We start from the raw sequence: 15,152 nt of genomic DNA on the forward strand, positions 1-15,152 counted from the left end.
TGGAGCAGCTGCGCCCGCGGCAGCGCAAACGCCAGTAGACCGCCCCATAAGGGCAATATTAACGGCATTTGCCGTACCAGTTCTCCCGATCAATGGGAGGCCTGTCCAGTGCCCAATCGTGATGGTGTTCGAGACGCCATAAGCCTGAAGAACCGGGTTCTGGTCACCACGATCTTCCTGGCATCGGGCGCGGCATCCCTGATCCTCCAAGTTCTCTGGTTCAAGCAACTGCAATTCGTGCTGGGAAGCGCGACCGTCTCCGTGAGCGTCACGGTGGCGAGCTTTTTCTTTGGCCTCTCGCTGGGCAGCGCTGTCGGGGGCCGGATCGCCGACACCGTCAGCCGCCCCCTGAAAATCTACGGCTTTCTCGAACTCGCGCTCGCGGTCGTTTCCCTGGCGGTGACCGCGTTCCTGTCGCACTGGTCGACATGGGTGGGCTGGCTGTCGCCCATGCTGGACCTGGAGTCTCCGCTCCGGTTGCCGCTCATGGTCGCGCTGTCGCTCGCCATCCTGTCGCTGCCGACGATGCTGATGGGAGCGACCCTGCCCTTCCTCGTGAAATTCCTGACCCGCACGCAAACCGACCTCGCCAATCGCATCGGCCTGCTCTACGGGTTCAACACCCTGGGCGCCGCGATTGGCACCCTGGCCGTCGGCTTTGTCCTGATGGGCCTTTGGGGGATCACGGGATCGAGCCTGGTCGCGGCAGGCCTGTATGTCTGCGTCGGCGGCGTGGCCCTGCTCCTCGCGCGCGACGCAAGCCCCCTGTCGCCGGTCGCGGCCGAAGCGCCGATGCAGACCGCCGGGCCGGGGCATCGCGGGACGTCCATCCTCATCGCGATCTTCGCCTGCTCCGGATTCGTGTCCATCGCCTATGAAGTCGTCTGGTTCCGCTTCCTGACCAACGTCAGCACCTCGAGTGTCTACGCCTTCTCGGGCATGCTCGGCGTTTACCTGCTTGGGCTGGTGATCGGCGCCCTGATCTGCGCGAGGCTGCTCGCCCCGCGCAAGGATCAATTGCTGCGATACTTCGCCGTGACGCAGTTGCTCATCGCGGTTGCGGCCACGCTGACCATTGGAATCCTCGGCAAGGCGCGCACGGTGGAAGCGGTGCTGTCTCCCATCGTATCAGGCCTCGTTCCGGTACCGGCGCAGGAGCTTTTGGGAGGTGACGTCTCATTCTTCCTGATCTGTGCCGTTGCGCTGTTGCTGCCGACCACGCTGATCGGCATCAGCTTTCCCTTGGCCAGCGAACTGACCGTGATGCAGATGAGCGCGCTGGGCCGCCGGATCGGCACGCTCTACGCCTTGAACACGATTGGCGGCGTGGTGGGCTCCCTGTCGGCAGGGTTTCTTCTGATCCCCTATCTGGGCAGCCAGGGGGCGCTCACCGCCCTGATTGTTCTGAACGTCCTGCTCTTTGTCGCGACCACCGTATCGCAACCGGGTCTTCTGAAAGAAAGCAGCCTGTGGCGGCAAGGGGCAGTCGCCGCAAGCATCATCACTGCAGCGCTGTTGCTCTTCACCCCGCACTATCTGGAACGGGTCCTGACCGCGATCGAAGGCGGTAATGTCCTCGAGTTGCGCGAAACCAAACAAGCAACATTTGCAGTGGTCGAGTATCGCGAGAAGGCGGCGGGCACTTATCAGCAACTCGTGGTGAATTCGAAGAGCTATGCCAACAACCGTCCCGAGGGCCGACGCTACATGGCCGCGATGGGGCACTATCCCGTTCTGCTGCACCCGGGCCCGGTTGAAACGGCTGTTGTGATTTGCATCGGCACCGGCACCACGGTGGGTGCGGTCAGCACCCATCAGGAACTAAAATCCATCGACGCGGTCGATCTGGCCCCGACGGTTTTTGAATTCGCGCCTCACTTCGTGCCGATCAACAAGCAGTTCTATCAGAATCCCAAGGTCCATCAGATCGTAGCGGACGGACGCCACTTCCTGCTGGGAACCAACGAGACATTCGACGTCATCACCCTCGAGCCCCCGCCGCCCCATGACGCCGGCGTCATCAACCTCTACACAGAGGAATTCTATGCGCTGGCAAAGCAGAAGATGCGGCCCGGCGCCGTTCTCGCGCAGTGGGTGCCGCTGGACTTCAACCGCGGCATTCTTCCGAAGATGATCCTCAAGGCCATGATGGGCCAGTTCAAGCACGTCTCCCTGTGGTTGCCGTCCAGAATGGAAGGCGTGGCCATCGGCTCCGATGAACCGCTGACAATCGATCCTCGCGTGCTCGCCACGCGCATGTCGAAGCCGGGCGTGGCTGAAGACCTGACAGCCAACGGCCTGCGCTCGCCCGAGGATTTCCTGGCGACGTTCATCGCCGCTGATGAAAAGCTCGCGGCCTTTGTCAGGGATGTGCCGAGCCTCACGGATGATCGGCCGCGCCTCGAATATTACAACTGGTATCCGCTGAGTTCGGTCAGCGTGGACGAACTGAAGCGTCTCCGCGAGCCCGTCGAAACTTATCTTGCCGACAAATCCATCGACGAGGCCCGTCTCGACACCGCGCGCACGGTGGCCAATGCGATTCTGGATGAGCACCAGGCCACGGCCGAGGGCGACAAGTCCGCCGCCCGTGCCGCGCTTCGCCTGGCCGTCAAACTCGATCCGGATAATTCCTATGTCGGCTTCCTGGACCGCAAGCTGCGCGAGTGATCGGGCAACCTGCTCGCGGAGCGCCGTCGGAGACTTATCCAGCGGATATACCTCGAAGTTTCCAATGCACCGGGCGCCCGGAACACGATATTGTGGCGTACCGGAGCACCACCTATGCCTCGCTCGCCTTCGATCGTGCCGCACCAAATCGACCATGACACCTATCTGGTGCTAAACGATTTTGGCCGGCTTGGCCGTGCCTGGTGCGAAACCGATGAAGGCACCGACAGGAAAACGCTGATCCGCCGTCTGCTGGATGACCACTACAACCATCCGGTCCGCATCGTGGCCTTCAATACCAGCGAAGGATGGTCGCGCGACGTCACAACCGATATTGCCGATGAGCTGCGGCGCCGTTTCGTCGAATACGACGAGGTCCCGCGCTCCGTGCTGGAGTTCGTCGAGATGGCCATGCGGCACTGAGCCGGATCCGCGGGCGCAGCAAAGCTCGGCAATTAATGTCGCGAGATTGCGGGGCTGCATACCCACCACAACTGTCATCGCGTGGCGGGCAACTTGGATTGCGAACGATCCTCATCGTCGTCCTGGCCTTCGCCGGGACGACAGCGGTGGAGCTGGCGCGGACCGGCTACGCCGGCCTGAACCCCGCCTCCGTCAACGCGGCGCGGCCTCTATCCGATGCCAGCGCGTCGAGAAAGGCCTGCACCGCGGGCCGCTGCTTGCGCACTGTGACCAACGCGAAGTCGTAATGTTCCTCGGCCAGCGGAATGAAACCGAGCCCGGACGCACGGGCAACCGGCGCGATCGTCATGCCCCAGTCGGCGCGATGCTGCGCCACCGCGGCCGCGACCGCATTGTGCGAGCGCGGCTGATTCCAGTAGCCGTCGGGCCGGCTGCCCGCCAGCAACCGATCGATCAGGATGCGGGTGCCGGCACCCTGGTTGCGGTTGACCATGATGCAGGCGGGATCGGCGAGCGCGGCGCGCACCGCCGCTTCTGCGCTCAAGCCGGCAAAGCGCGTGTCGTCTTTGCGGAACACGATGCCCTGCATACGCCGCCAGCCCGGCACGAGCTCGAGACCGTCGGCCAGATACGGCGTGTTGTAGGTCTCGGTCTTGTCGTCGAACAGATGGATCGGAGCGAGATCGCATTCGCCGCGCCTGGCGGCGGCGAGCCCGCCGAGACTGCCGACCGCGATCGAACGCACCACAAGGCCCGCATGCGCCAGCGGCGCGGTGACGAGATCGAGTCCGGTACAATGGCTGCCGACGATCACGAGATCGGGCACCCGCACATGCGGCGTGAACAGCGTCACCTCGGCGTCGCTGCCGGCCGGCAGCTGGTCGGCGAGCGCCTCGATCTTCAGGAAGCCGTCGGCCTGCGCGAACGACGTGATCGCGCCCGAGCCCTTGCCGCCGGGATAGGCGATCAGGCCGTCGGCGCCTTCGACCAGCGACACCATCACGAACTCGGTACGCCCGAGCTCGGAGGCGATCCGCACCGGCACCTTCGCCGCCACCTTGGCATCCGACCGCGGCGGCAGCCCGGCCATCCGCCGCAGCACCGGCACGATCATGTCGTGGAAGGTGAACATCGCCGAGGTCGGAAAGCCCGGCAGGATGACCACCGGCTTGCCGTCGCAGACCGCAAGGCACAGCGGCTTGCCCGGCTTCAGCGCCACGCCATGCGCGATGATGCCGGGCTTGCCGAGCCGGGCAATGATCCGGTGCGAGACGTCGCCCGCGCCCTTGGAGGTGCCGCCCGACAGCACCAGCATGTCGCTGTCCGCCAGCGCCTTGCGCATCGCGGCCTCGAGCATCGCCTCATTGTCAGCGATCGCGCCGAGGAACGACGCGTCAGCGCCGTTCTCGGCAATCGCCGCGGTGACGATCGCACCATTGGTGTCGTAGATCGCGGCCGGCCGCAACGTCTCACCGGGCTGCACCAGTTCGTCGCCGGTCGAGAGGATCGCAACACGCGGACGCCGCACCACCGCGACTTCGGCGATGCCGCAGGCCGCGAGCATGCCGATCTCGCGCGACCCGATGATCGTTCCTGCGCGCAACAGCGCCTCGCCGCGCGCGATGTCGGAGCCGGCATAGGACACGAACTGCCCGGGCGACGCTGCGCGGCGGACCTCGATGGCGCCATTTCCGGCCGGCTGGGTGTGCTCGACCATCACGATCGCATCCGCGCCGCGCGGCACCGGACCGCCGGTCGCGATTGCGGTCGCGCTGCCCGGGAACACAGGCCGGGTCGGCGCGGTGCCGCACGAAATGATCTCGTCGTTCAGCGCGAGGTGCACCGGAGCGCCCTCGCCAGCGCTTGCGAGATCGGCGGAGCGCACGGCAAAGCCGTCGACATTGGAGCGATCGAACGGCGGCACGTCGATCGGCGCGACCACGTCCTCCGCCAGCGCACGCCCGAGCGCGTCAGCGAGCAGCCGCGTCTCGGATTGCAATTGGCGCGGGAACAGCGCCGCCTCGAAGCGCGCGATCGCCTCCTCGCGCGACAGGATGGTCAGGAATTGGTCCTGCTCGACGGATGGGTTGGGTTTCGGCGTGGAGATATTGGTCATCTCGGGAACTCACTCCCGCAACATATAGGCATCGACAACCGTGCCCGCAGCGAAGCCCTCCGCGGCGCCGGGCACGATCAGCAGGCCTTCGGCACGCGCGATGGCATCGAGCGACAGGTCGCCGATCGCAAGCGGGGTCCAGGAACCTTGCTGAGGACCCTGCTGACGCGTCAGCAGCACGACCTCAGCGATACCGACGCCGGAGGCGATCTTGCGTTCCAGCGGCAGCGCCAATGTCTGACGCGGCCGTCGGCCCGACAGGCGGTCGAGCAGTGGAAGCGCAATTGCCCACCAGGCCGCGAAAGCCTGATCCGGCGCGCCCGGCAAGGCAACGACCGGCGTCGCATCGACCCGGCCGACCGCTGCGGTGCGCCCGGGCTGCAGCGCAATGCCGTGCGCGATCAGCGTGCCGCACCTCGCCAGCGCATTCACCGCCGCATCGGTGTGACCAACGCCGGTGCCACCGATCGTGATGATCAGGTCGCCGCCCGCGGTCTCGAGTGCATCTGCAATTGCCGTCACATCGGGCGTCGCCTCGGCATAGACGATCTCAGCGCCCGCGAGGCGCGCGATGTCGGCGACCAGTTGCGCGGTCAGCTGACCGTTGCAGATGTTGACGATGCGAAGCCGAGGCCGCCGGACGCGCAACAGCTCCAGTCCGGCCGCGCGTGCGAGCAGCAGACCGCGCGGCAGCAGCGGTTCTCCCGCCGGCATCACGGCACGCCCGGCGGCAATGTCGCTGCCGGCACGCCGGACGCCCTGCCTCGGAATGGCTTCGGCGAGCACCTGCGGCAGCGGACCGGATGTGTCGACGGCATCGGCATCGACCACGCAGTCGGTGCCATCGGGCATCGCCGCGCCGGCCGCCACCCAGACCGGCAGCCCGGCCGGCGGCAGCGGCGCATAGGACGACGCGCCGACCAAATCATTGGCGCGCATCGCCCAGCCGTCAGCGACAGCGACATCGTGCAACGGGTATGCGCGCAGCGCCGGCATCTCGGCTGCAACGCAGCGCAAGGCGTCGGCCGGCGGCAGCTCGACCGGCTGGACCGGTGCGAGGTCACGCAGCACGGCGGCCAGCACCGCATCGAGCGGGGTGAGCGAAGCCGGAAGGCGCTGGGCGGTGACCATGGCCCGCTATGGACTGAATCGGCCCCGAAAGAAACCGCCTCGGGCCGGTCCGGCCCTCCGTCATTAGACCGATGGCGCGTTGACGCGGACCCCAAACTAGTTGCAAAAGAAACCAATATGACCGGGTCCTGGAGGCCCGGCACAAACAAAATGGCCAATGCGCCAATTCAGGAGGGAGACAGAATGATCGCCACCAGACTAGCCATGTTCGGGACGCTCGCAGCCGCGCTGCTGGCCTCCTCGGCCGTATCGGCGCAGGTATCCGACGACGTCGTCAAGATCGGCGTGCTGACCGACATGAACGGCCCGGCCTCGACGCCGACCGGACAGGGCTCGGTCACCGCCGCACAGATGGCGGTCGACGATTTCGGCGGCAAGGTGCTCGGCAAGCCGATCTCTGTGATCGTCGGCGATCACCAGCTCAAACCGGACATCGGCGCGACCATCGCGCGGCGCTGGTATGACGTCGATCAGGTCGATCTGATCGTCGACGTGCCGGTGTCGGCGGTCGGGCTCGCGGTGCAGAACATCGCCAACGAGAAGAAGAAGCTGTTCATCACGCATTCGACCGGCGCGACCGATTTCCATGGCAAGTTCTGCTCGCCCTACGCGATGCAGTGGGTGTTCGACACGAGGGCGCTCGCGGTCGGCACCGCCCAGGAGGTGGTGAAGCGCGGCGGCGACAGCTGGTTCTTCATCACCGACGACTATGCGTTCGGCCATTCGCTGGAGAAGGACGCCTCCGCGATCGTGACCAAGAACGGCGGTAAGGTGCTCGGCGCGGTGCGGCCGCCGTTTGCGACGCCCGATCTGTCGTCCTTCATTCTGCAGGCCCAGGCCTCGAAGGCCAAGATCATCGGCATTGCCGGCGGACCGCCGAACAACACCAACGAAATCAAGACCGCCGCCGAGTTCGGAGTGTTCGCCGGCGGGCAGCAGATGGCGGCGCTGCTGGCCTTGATCACCGACATCCACTCGATCGGGCTGTCGGCCGCGCAGGGCCTGTTGCTGACCACCTCGTTCTACTGGGACATGGACGACAAGACGAGGGAATGGTCGAAGCGCTATTTCGCCAAGATGAACCGGATGCCGACGATGTGGCAGGCCGGCGTCTATTCCTCGGTGACCGCCTATTTGAACGCGATCAAGGACAGCGGCACCGACGATCCGCTCAAGGTCGCGGCCAAGATGCGCGAGAAGCCGGTCGAGGATTTCTTCGCCCGCAACGGCAAACTGCGCGAGGACAATCTGATGGTGCACGATCTCTGGCTGGTGCAGGTCAAGACACCGGCCGAGTCGAAGTATCCGTGGGACTATTACAAGATCCTGGCCAAGATCTCCGGCGAAGACGCATTCGGGCCGCCGGACCCGGCGTGTTCGATGATCAAGAAGTGACGACCGAAGGTCGTCATTTCGGGGCGATGCGTCAGCATCGAACCCGGAATCTCGAGATTCCGGGTTCGCGCTTCGCGCGCCCCGGAATGACCTCTGCATAGACGCGACGACGCGCCCATGCAGAGATCATTTCGCCACACCGATCTCCCTGAAATACTTCAGCACGCCGGGGTGGATCAGATTGATATCGGGCGCGGCAGCGACGGTGTTCGCTGCCGTCGTCTCGCACGCCTGGGCGAGCTTCTTGCAGAAGTCAGCCTCGACGCCGTGCAACGTCTTCGCCAGCCGGTAGGCGACATCATCGGGCAGGCTCTCGCGCACCAGGATGTAGCTCCAGGATCCGACCGAAGAAATCGCTGCGGTCTGCTTCGGGTAGCTGCCGGCCGGGATCGTCAGCGGCTTGAGGAAGGTGTGCTTGGCGCGGATGCGGGCGATCTCGTCCGCGGTCGGCGCGATGAAACGCGCTCCACTTGCGCTCTCGGCCATCTTGCTGAAACCGGGCCAGCCGATGCCGGCACCCCACAGCGCCGCGGCGCGGCCGTCCTCGACCATCGCAGGGCCATCGCCGGCGCGATCGAGATAGATCGACTTGAAGTCCTCGTCCTGCTTCAACCCGATGCCGTCGAGGATGTAGCGCGACAGGATCGGCAGGCCGGAGCCCTTGGCGCCGAACGCGACGGGCTGGCCGACCAGGTCCTGGATCGTCTTGTAGGGGCTGTCGGCCCGCACCATGAACATACCCGGGCTCGAATACATCGCGGTGAGGATCTTCAGCCTGGTCGCCTTCGGCCGGCCGATGCCCATGAAGGCCTCGTAGGACGGCTCGCCGGCAACGGTTGCGATATCGACGCTGCCGGCCTCGAGCAACGGAATGTTCTCGTTGGAGCCCTTGGTGTTGCGCGGCTCGATCGACAGCGTCGCATCGGCCGCGTTCATCACCTCGGCGAAGGCGTTGCCATAGAGCGGAAAGCCGCCACCCGGCGTCGCCGTGGCGAAACTGATCGTGGTCTTGGAAATGGTCTTGCTCCCCTCTTGCGCCGCCGCGCCGCCCGCGAGCAGCAGCGCGCCGGCGCAAATCATAACAGCGAATTTCATCCCGAGCCTCAAGCATTGCACGTGAGCGCGACTATCGTCGCACGGGCGTGGTCGTAGGCAAAGCCAGCGTTTTGTGAAACCATGAAGGCAACAGTCACAAGAAAATGACGGGAGAGACGATGTTCCGGTTCGCACGTGCCGCGTTGCTTGGTTTGATTTTCTGCCTTGCCTCGATTGCCCCCTCCTCCGCATCCGACTATCCGAACCGTCCGGTGCGTTGGCTGATCGGCTTTGCCGCAGGCGGCCCGGTCGACATCGTGGCGCGCATCATGAGCCAGTGGCTGTCGGATCATCTCGGCCAGCAATTCGTGGTCGAGAACCGCGCCGGCTCCGGCGGCAACATCGCAGCCGCTGCTGCAATCAACTCGCCGGCTGACGGCTATACGCTGTTGTTCGTCGCGCCCAACAACGCGATCTCGACCTCGCTCTACAAGAAGCTGCCCTACGACTTCCTGCGCGATACCATCCCGGTCGCCAGCATCATGCAGCTCACCAACATGCTGGTGGTCTCGAACGCGATGCCGGTGAAGACGGTTCAGGAATTCATCGACTACTGCAAGGCCAATCCGGGCAAGATCGCCTACGCCTCGTCCGGCAACGGCACCTCGGTGCACATGTCGGCCGAGCTGTTCAAGGCGATGACCAAATGCGACATGCAGCACGTGCCGTATCGGGGATCCGCGATCGCCTTCCCCGACATCATCTCCAACAAGGTGCAGCTGATCTTCGACAACCTGCCGTCGGCGCTCGAGCAGTCGCGCGGCGGCAGCGTCCGCGCGCTCGGCGTCACCTCGCCGCAGCGCTGGCCCGGCGTGCCCGACGTGCCGGCGATCGCCGAGACCGTGCCGGGCTTCGAGGCGGTCGGCTTCTACGGCATATCGGCGCCGAAGGGCACCCCGCCGGAAGTCATCGATACCCTCAACAAGGCGGTCGGCGAGGCCCTGAAGGACCCCAAGCTGGTGGCGCGGCTCGCCGAGGTCGGCGGCATCCCGAAGCCGATGACCCCGGCCGAATTCGGCAGACTGGTGACCGACGAGACCGAGAAATGGCGCAAGGTGGTCGAGTTCGCCGGCGTCTCGGTGGACTGAACTGCCGATGGTGCGGCGGCGCCGGGGCCTCGCGGCGGCATTGCCGAAACCCCACGCACCCTGTAAACGGAGCCCGCACCGTTGCCGGCCGCGCCTCGCGGCCCGCAAGGCGGCGGGGCCTGTAGCTCAATGGTTAGAGCCGGCCGCTCATAACGGTCTGGTTGCAGGTTCGAGTCCTGCCGGGCCCACCAACGGGATCAATGGCTTACTTCGTTCTAATTGCCTGCAGTGCGACTGCCGCACCAGAAACCGCACCAGATACGTCCACTTTTCGTTCGTGGGCGGTTTGCACTTCGCCCGCGATTAACCAAACTAAGAGGGGATGAACGAGCTAATTGCTGGTGAGAGCTCTGCGCTTCATCGCGGTGAAGAATCTCGCCTCGGGAAGATTGGCGGTTCCCAGCACCGCGATGTCGATCAGGATTTCGCTGGTGCCTGCCTGATGCAGAATCGCGCCCCGTCGGGCCGGCTCATCGCTTGCGATGCATCGCTCGGTGGCGCGAGCCTGCGTGCGGACAAGCTTGCATGGCCGCTTGGTGTGGTCGTTTCCAGCGACGGCAATGAGGTGTGGGTCGCCGAATCCTGGGCTCATCGCCTGACCGCTTTTCCACGCACCGGCGGTGACAGGCGCCAACCGCGATTCAGGCCAGCCCTCTGGGTCGAGCTCTATCAGCGGACAAGGCGAATAGACTTTCATTGATGAAAATATGAGAGCGTAAAATTTCTCCTGGCCGAATGCTGCGATGGCATTTTCGTAGGAGTCAGTTTTGGTGTCCGCGCTATAGTGTCCCGGCGCCCCAAAGCAACGACGGGTCTGATCCTCAAGACTGGGTCCCTCGGCTTCTTGTTGTTTCTTTAAGTCGCGCGCGAATTTGACCACCTGTGGAAAACAGACTTCAAATTCTGCGGCGGTCAGTTTTTCTACCACATCTTTTATTTCATCGGCGGTCTTATGACCGTTGGCCGTGGAGTACCGCGGATCAAAGTTGGCGAAATCGCGGATAAAATTCACGAAGTCATTGATGAAGGCTGCCGTTTTCTCGTTTGTGTATGTTCTGCCGACGTTGCGCTTTGCCTCGGCGAATGCGGTAGCCGCAAAGCCTTGGACCTCTGGGCGAATTAGGATGCCCTTGCATGATGGAGCTTTTGCTTCTTCGGAGCCGTCCGGTGCTTGATTGATCTCATCCGATTCTTGCTGCGAGATATGACATTCCGTATCGCCGATTGCTGCGCATTTTTCAATTTGGGCGATGATGAGATCCCATTGTGGAGCGCATTCCTTGATCTGTACGCGAGTGAGGTTGCGCAGCGATAATTCGTCTGAAGGGCCTCCAGCCATCTCGAAGGACCAGGACCATCCCGCTTCCAGTCCCTGCTACTAACAACAAAAGCCTCAAAGACGCTCCGGCAGTCAGTAGGAGCTTCGCGAGTGCGTGAGATGCGGTGACGAGAGCACCCGACGGTCTATCAGACTTCAACGCCCTGCGGGGCCGCGCCGCGACCGCGAGGTGGTACTGGTGGCGTTCGACCTGATCGAGCATGACGGCAGCGACTTGCGCGATCTACGCTTAATCGACCGCAAGCAGCGGCTGGCCGACCTTCCCCAAGGCGCATATCTAGCCACACGCAAAAACCCGCCAAGGTCTCCCTCGACGGCTCGTGCCGTTGCATTTGCGTAGAGGTACTGCGTCGAGCGGTGCTCGAACGCAGCCCGTGCTTACTCTTATTGGACGCACGCGCCTTCAATGAGGCGGTGGGTGCGTTGCCAGTGTGTCGGGCCAACGATCCCCGATACCCGTGACATGTGACTGGCGGCGATGCTCTTCAAGCCAGCGCTGCTGTCCCATTCGATGAAATGGCAATCGCTTTAATCACTCCACTGGTTTACTCGCTACCAGAGCGATAAACTTGAGAACTCTTTCAACGATTTGGTTTGGCGTTCCGCCGCGCTTCAATGCCATCAGTGCAGTCTTCAAACCCCGCACCCTAGGGAAATAATTGTCCAAGTCCGCCAAAACCTTCTCGTGGATCGTCTGCGCAACATGACCGGTCGAGCCTACGGGCACAACAAGCAATCCCTTGTTGTAGGCAATTTTGAATTCCTCAAGAACGCCATCGGCCGGCACCAAGCGTCCCGAAGCGTCAGTCCTGTTTCCAAACACGAAAATTGCAACTCCGGCTTTCGAGATCATTTCATCTCGATAACCCGCCCACCTCGCTTGCCGCTTCTCGGGATCGGAGATTGAGTATGGGAATGGCCTAAGCGTGAGGCGATCGCTTAGAGTTCGTGTTCCTTCGCGCTCCAACTCATCAAGAACTCCGTTGATCACGTGTGGGCCGACCCCTAGCCCAAATCCCGTGATAACATTCATGCCCCTTTGGGCAAGATGCATTCCAAGCAGAGTCAGGAATTTGTGGGCGTCGTCCTCAGACCAAGGTGCGTAAGAACTCGCGCTCCCAGAAATGAATACTTGCTGCCTTCGATAGCTCTTCTCCAAACGCCTCAGCGTCTCCGTGTGCTGAGCAAAACTGTCGAGCATGACGGCCATGATGCCGTACCGGCGCAAGTCCTTTACCTGCAATTCCTGCTTTGTCCGGGCATACTGATAGTCACCCCGCGTTTTGAAGTCGCTTCTCTGTACACTGCGCATCAAACAATAGTGCTCTCGCCGATTGCCTTCTAAGAGCACTCTTACTCGACCCAAAATGTAATCGACATTCGGATCACTGAAGCTGAACCCAAGGAACAGAAAGGTCTTCGAAACGAGGTCACCCCTCAATGTCGTCGAGAAGAGCTGACCGCGACGGCTGAAGCCATAAGATTCATAGTCGTCCTTCGAAACGACTGCGTTAGCGGCATCAGAAATATCACCGTGCATCTTATAAACAACAACATCGCGACGCGGTAAAGTGGTCGCGAGATTTTCTGCTGTTATCTTTACATCTACCCTTTTGCCCGACTCCCGCAGCGCGCTCTCTATCAACGTATCGTAATTAGTGGTCCAAAATACATCGATCGGAAGCCGGGCTAAAATGCGATGGTTGTCGGATATCTTTGCGCGCTCCGAGAATTCGCTAACGAGCGTCTGGTTTATTCGTTGGCGGCCGCCTCGTTCGTTTAGATGATATTGCGCAACCGCAACAAGATCACTTTCCTTCTCAACATCGAGCCCAATTTCGCGCGCAACAGATCGCATCAATCCCTTCCAATTTACCAGACCAGCAGGGATTGATAACCCAGCTCCCGCCAAGACGGCGGCATTGCGATCGGAAAGAGCTTGCGAGTAGGTACTGATAAATTCCTCAACGGTTGCCATTTGAATTCTCGAAAAGATCGGCCGGCCTATTTTCCTGCGGCTGATGCAGCTTCTTCTATGCGCGCCGCCAACTTCTCTTTGTCCACATACTTGTACACGTTGGCACCAGCGGCGGTAAGCTTCCCTGGGGTTTTGCCGACGGCATCAGTATTCCCGTCTTCATCCTTCAAGTGATGTATCTGAATTCCGACGAGGCCGTTTCCTCGGGCGATAGATTTCTCAATCTCATAGTCGATATACTTGCGACCAGCGGTGTTTGCGCCGATGAAAACGACGGTGACGCTGGTGTTTTTTAGTCCTTCATCAATCAATTTCTTGATCTCTGCGTCGCCTTTTTCCTTGGCCTCTTCCCACAATGACGCGTCATGAAAACCGGCAGCCGCTGACCCTGTGATGTTCGGTATGTTTCGAATCTGGTTTACGCGCCAAACGTCGCGTTGATAGTGAAAACTGAAAAATACCCGGCGGGCCATGCGTGTTTCCCCATTTCCAAAACAGCATTTAAAACAATTGTTACTTGCTGAGGGTATCCCGTCGCGCAGGTTTTGAATAAATGCCCGCCGCTAGCCGATCCAAGAACTGAAGTTCTCATAGCCGTTGTTGCTTACCCAATCGTACCGGGCGTACCACTGACTGAAGTTGAAACCCTTACCTCGATATTGCGGCTCAACGCCACCGGTTCTGTACGACGCGCTGCCATCGATCTCTGAGTATTCTTTCCACTCGCCCTTCACCTTCTCCCACAGAGTCCCTGTGTCACCGCTCTCCGAGAAAGTCACGCCAACGTACTCAAGAGGATTAGCACCGCTTGTCTTTGTCTTCTGATCCCGTCCCTTGATGGAATTGATGTCCACCGCGAGCAACTTATTGCCCTTTCGGAAGCTCTTCAGAATCTCGTAGCGAACCCAAGGTCGCTCGCACGTTTCGGAGCCGATCAACACACATGTCACAGACGTTCCTTCGAGCCCCGAATTGACGAGTCTCTTTACCGCGACCGATCCTGTGCGCTTTGCGCTTTCCCAAATTGAAGCGTCGAAAAAACCCGCATCTTCGCGATCCGGCTTCAACTGCCAATGCTGCCGAACCACATTTGCGCGGAAATCAATTACATCCTGATAGTGAAAACTAAAAAATACGCGTTTAGCCATTCTTGCCTTCGGACAGATTGCCGTCCCAGTGTTCGCACGCGCCAATGCGCGGGTATCCAAGATGGAACCTATGGGCGGGCTTAGAGGGGGTCAACCAGAAGTTGGAGGCGGACCACAGCACATTTGCTGATGCTGATTATTGATTTGCCGGCGGTCGAGGGGTGACGCAGCGCGCTTCAAGAATTAGGCGATAGCACCTGCCGACACGGCCCACTAAGTCCAACTTAAATCCGGGCTAGGAGGGGCCTCGACAGCCCGGAACGGTGCTGCCCGCGCGTTCTACACGAGCTAGCCGCGCGGCTCCGGGCTTCCCTACGGGCTTCCAATCGCCTAAGCGTCTCCGGGGGTTTTAGCCGAGAAGGCCTAAACGCTAAATAAAATCAATGTTTATGGCGGAGGGAGAGAATCTAGAAAAAGAATTGCTCGACAACAGCTGCAACTCGGGCCCTCTCCCTAGGCGAGGGTACCTTGCTCCAGGATGCAGCTTGAGCTCTCTCGGTCTAACTATGACGCTCGACCAGATCAGTTCTCCAAGCTTCTCCGTCTCCTCCGTTCGGACGACAAATCGGACGCAAGCCGCATTGCCGCAGCGCAAAAAGCCATAGGACTTGGCGTAACAGCGCCGTTGGGGCTCCTCGGCGGCCCAAGCCAAGGCCCCCGCCGTGGAAGGATGGATGCCTTTGACCGACAGCGCCTTGTTCGCATCCCGCTCAGTCTAGGTATCGGCAAGCGAGAACAAAAAAGCTAGGCCATTATCCGGTTGCGCGCG

General features: G+C 61.7%; 11 protein-coding genes and 1 tRNA gene. 6 read left to right on the forward strand and 6 right to left on the reverse strand.

The genetic code is table 11. The annotated features are described in order from the left end of the window. The first annotated feature begins 108 nt into the window (after window positions 1-108). Window positions 109-2,670 (forward strand): fused MFS/spermidine synthase, encoded by a 2,562-nt coding sequence (locus tag ACVIGA_RS11105; protein WP_456666408.1) that lies wholly within the window; start codon window positions 109-111, stop codon window positions 2,668-2,670. A gap of 135 nt (window positions 2,671-2,805) precedes the next feature. After that, a complete protein-coding gene (locus ACVIGA_RS11110; RefSeq protein ID WP_375776326.1) occupies window positions 2,806-3,093 on the forward strand; it encodes a hypothetical protein in 288 nt (95 codons plus the stop codon). A gap of 166 nt (window positions 3,094-3,259) precedes the next feature. Here the strand turns inward: ACVIGA_RS11110 and ACVIGA_RS11115 are convergent, their stop codons facing one another. Next, window positions 3,260-5,209, reverse strand: a complete 1,950-nt coding sequence (locus tag ACVIGA_RS11115; protein WP_456666409.1) for a molybdopterin biosynthesis protein — start codon at window positions 5,207-5,209, stop codon at window positions 3,260-3,262. Between the two features lie 9 nt (window positions 5,210-5,218). Further along, window positions 5,219-6,340: a molybdopterin-binding protein gene (locus tag ACVIGA_RS11120; protein WP_456666410.1), complete on the reverse strand. Its 1,122-nt coding sequence runs from the start codon at window positions 6,338-6,340 to the stop codon at window positions 5,219-5,221. A gap of 183 nt (window positions 6,341-6,523) precedes the next feature. On the opposite strand from ACVIGA_RS11120, the gene ACVIGA_RS11125 reads away from it, so the two are divergent. Beyond that, window positions 6,524-7,735 carry an ABC transporter substrate-binding protein gene (locus tag ACVIGA_RS11125; RefSeq protein ID WP_456666411.1) on the forward strand — a complete coding sequence of 404 codons (1,212 nt, stop codon included), beginning with the start codon at window positions 6,524-6,526 and terminating at the stop codon, window positions 7,733-7,735. Between the two features lie 126 nt (window positions 7,736-7,861). Here the strand turns inward: ACVIGA_RS11125 and ACVIGA_RS11130 are convergent, their stop codons facing one another. Further along, window positions 7,862-8,830, reverse strand: a complete 969-nt coding sequence (locus ACVIGA_RS11130) for a TAXI family TRAP transporter solute-binding subunit (protein ID WP_456666412.1) — start codon at window positions 8,828-8,830, stop codon at window positions 7,862-7,864. A 119-nt stretch (window positions 8,831-8,949) separates the two neighbouring features. Here ACVIGA_RS11130 and ACVIGA_RS11135 point away from each other — a divergent pair, with 119 nt between their 5' ends. From ACVIGA_RS11135 to ACVIGA_RS11145, 3 genes are all read left to right on the forward strand, one after another. Beyond that, on the forward strand, window positions 8,950-9,918 hold the full coding sequence (locus ACVIGA_RS11135; RefSeq protein ID WP_456666413.1) for a Bug family tripartite tricarboxylate transporter substrate binding protein: 969 nt from the start codon (window positions 8,950-8,952) through the stop codon (window positions 9,916-9,918). 115 nt (window positions 9,919-10,033) lie between these two features. Beyond that, a tRNA-Ile gene (locus tag ACVIGA_RS11140) sits at window positions 10,034-10,109 on the forward strand. Window positions 10,110-10,360: 251 nt separating this feature from the next. After that, window positions 10,361-10,618 carry a hypothetical protein gene (locus ACVIGA_RS11145; protein WP_456670785.1) on the forward strand — a complete coding sequence of 86 codons (258 nt, stop codon included), beginning with the start codon at window positions 10,361-10,363 and terminating at the stop codon, window positions 10,616-10,618. 1,171 nt (window positions 10,619-11,789) lie between these two features. On the opposite strand, the gene ACVIGA_RS11150 is transcribed toward ACVIGA_RS11145, so the two are convergent. From ACVIGA_RS11150 to ACVIGA_RS11160, 3 genes are all read right to left on the reverse strand, one after another. Next, complete coding sequence (locus tag ACVIGA_RS11150; RefSeq protein WP_456666414.1) at window positions 11,790-13,235, reverse strand: SIR2 family protein; 1,446 nt, start codon at window positions 13,233-13,235, stop codon at window positions 11,790-11,792. A gap of 26 nt (window positions 13,236-13,261) precedes the next feature. Then, complete coding sequence (locus ACVIGA_RS11155) at window positions 13,262-13,708, reverse strand: TIR domain-containing protein (protein ID WP_456666415.1); 447 nt, start codon at window positions 13,706-13,708, stop codon at window positions 13,262-13,264. Between the two features lie 90 nt (window positions 13,709-13,798). Further along, window positions 13,799-14,383, reverse strand: a complete 585-nt coding sequence (locus tag ACVIGA_RS11160) for a TIR domain-containing protein (protein ID WP_456666416.1) — start codon at window positions 14,381-14,383, stop codon at window positions 13,799-13,801. Window positions 14,384-15,152: the final 769 nt, after the last annotated feature.

This window comes from Bradyrhizobium sp. USDA 3240, from assembly GCF_054063295.1.

Excerpts from the sequence above, each read along its gene's own strand:
- ACVIGA_RS11160 (WP_456666416.1), bottom strand. The coding sequence starts at position 14,383 with ATGGCTAAACGCGTATTTTTTAGTTTTCACTATCAGGATGTAATTGAT.
- ACVIGA_RS11150 (WP_456666414.1), bottom strand. The coding sequence starts at position 13,235 with ATGGCAACCGTTGAGGAATTTATCAGTACCTACTCGCAAGCTCTTTCC.
- ACVIGA_RS11115 (WP_456666409.1), bottom strand. The coding sequence starts at position 5,209 with ATGACCAATATCTCCACGCCGAAACCCAACCCATCCGTCGAGCAGGAC.
- ACVIGA_RS11125 (WP_456666411.1), top strand. The coding sequence starts at position 6,524 with ATGATCGCCACCAGACTAGCCATGTTCGGGACGCTCGCAGCCGCGCTG.
- ACVIGA_RS11145 (WP_456670785.1), top strand. The coding sequence starts at position 10,361 with ATGCAGAATCGCGCCCCGTCGGGCCGGCTCATCGCTTGCGATGCATCG.
- ACVIGA_RS11130 (WP_456666412.1), bottom strand. The coding sequence starts at position 8,830 with ATGAAATTCGCTGTTATGATTTGCGCCGGCGCGCTGCTGCTCGCGGGC.
- ACVIGA_RS11135 (WP_456666413.1), top strand. The coding sequence starts at position 8,950 with ATGTTCCGGTTCGCACGTGCCGCGTTGCTTGGTTTGATTTTCTGCCTT.
- ACVIGA_RS11120 (WP_456666410.1), bottom strand. The coding sequence starts at position 6,340 with ATGGTCACCGCCCAGCGCCTTCCGGCTTCGCTCACCCCGCTCGATGCG.
- ACVIGA_RS11155 (WP_456666415.1), bottom strand. The coding sequence starts at position 13,708 with ATGGCCCGCCGGGTATTTTTCAGTTTTCACTATCAACGCGACGTTTGG.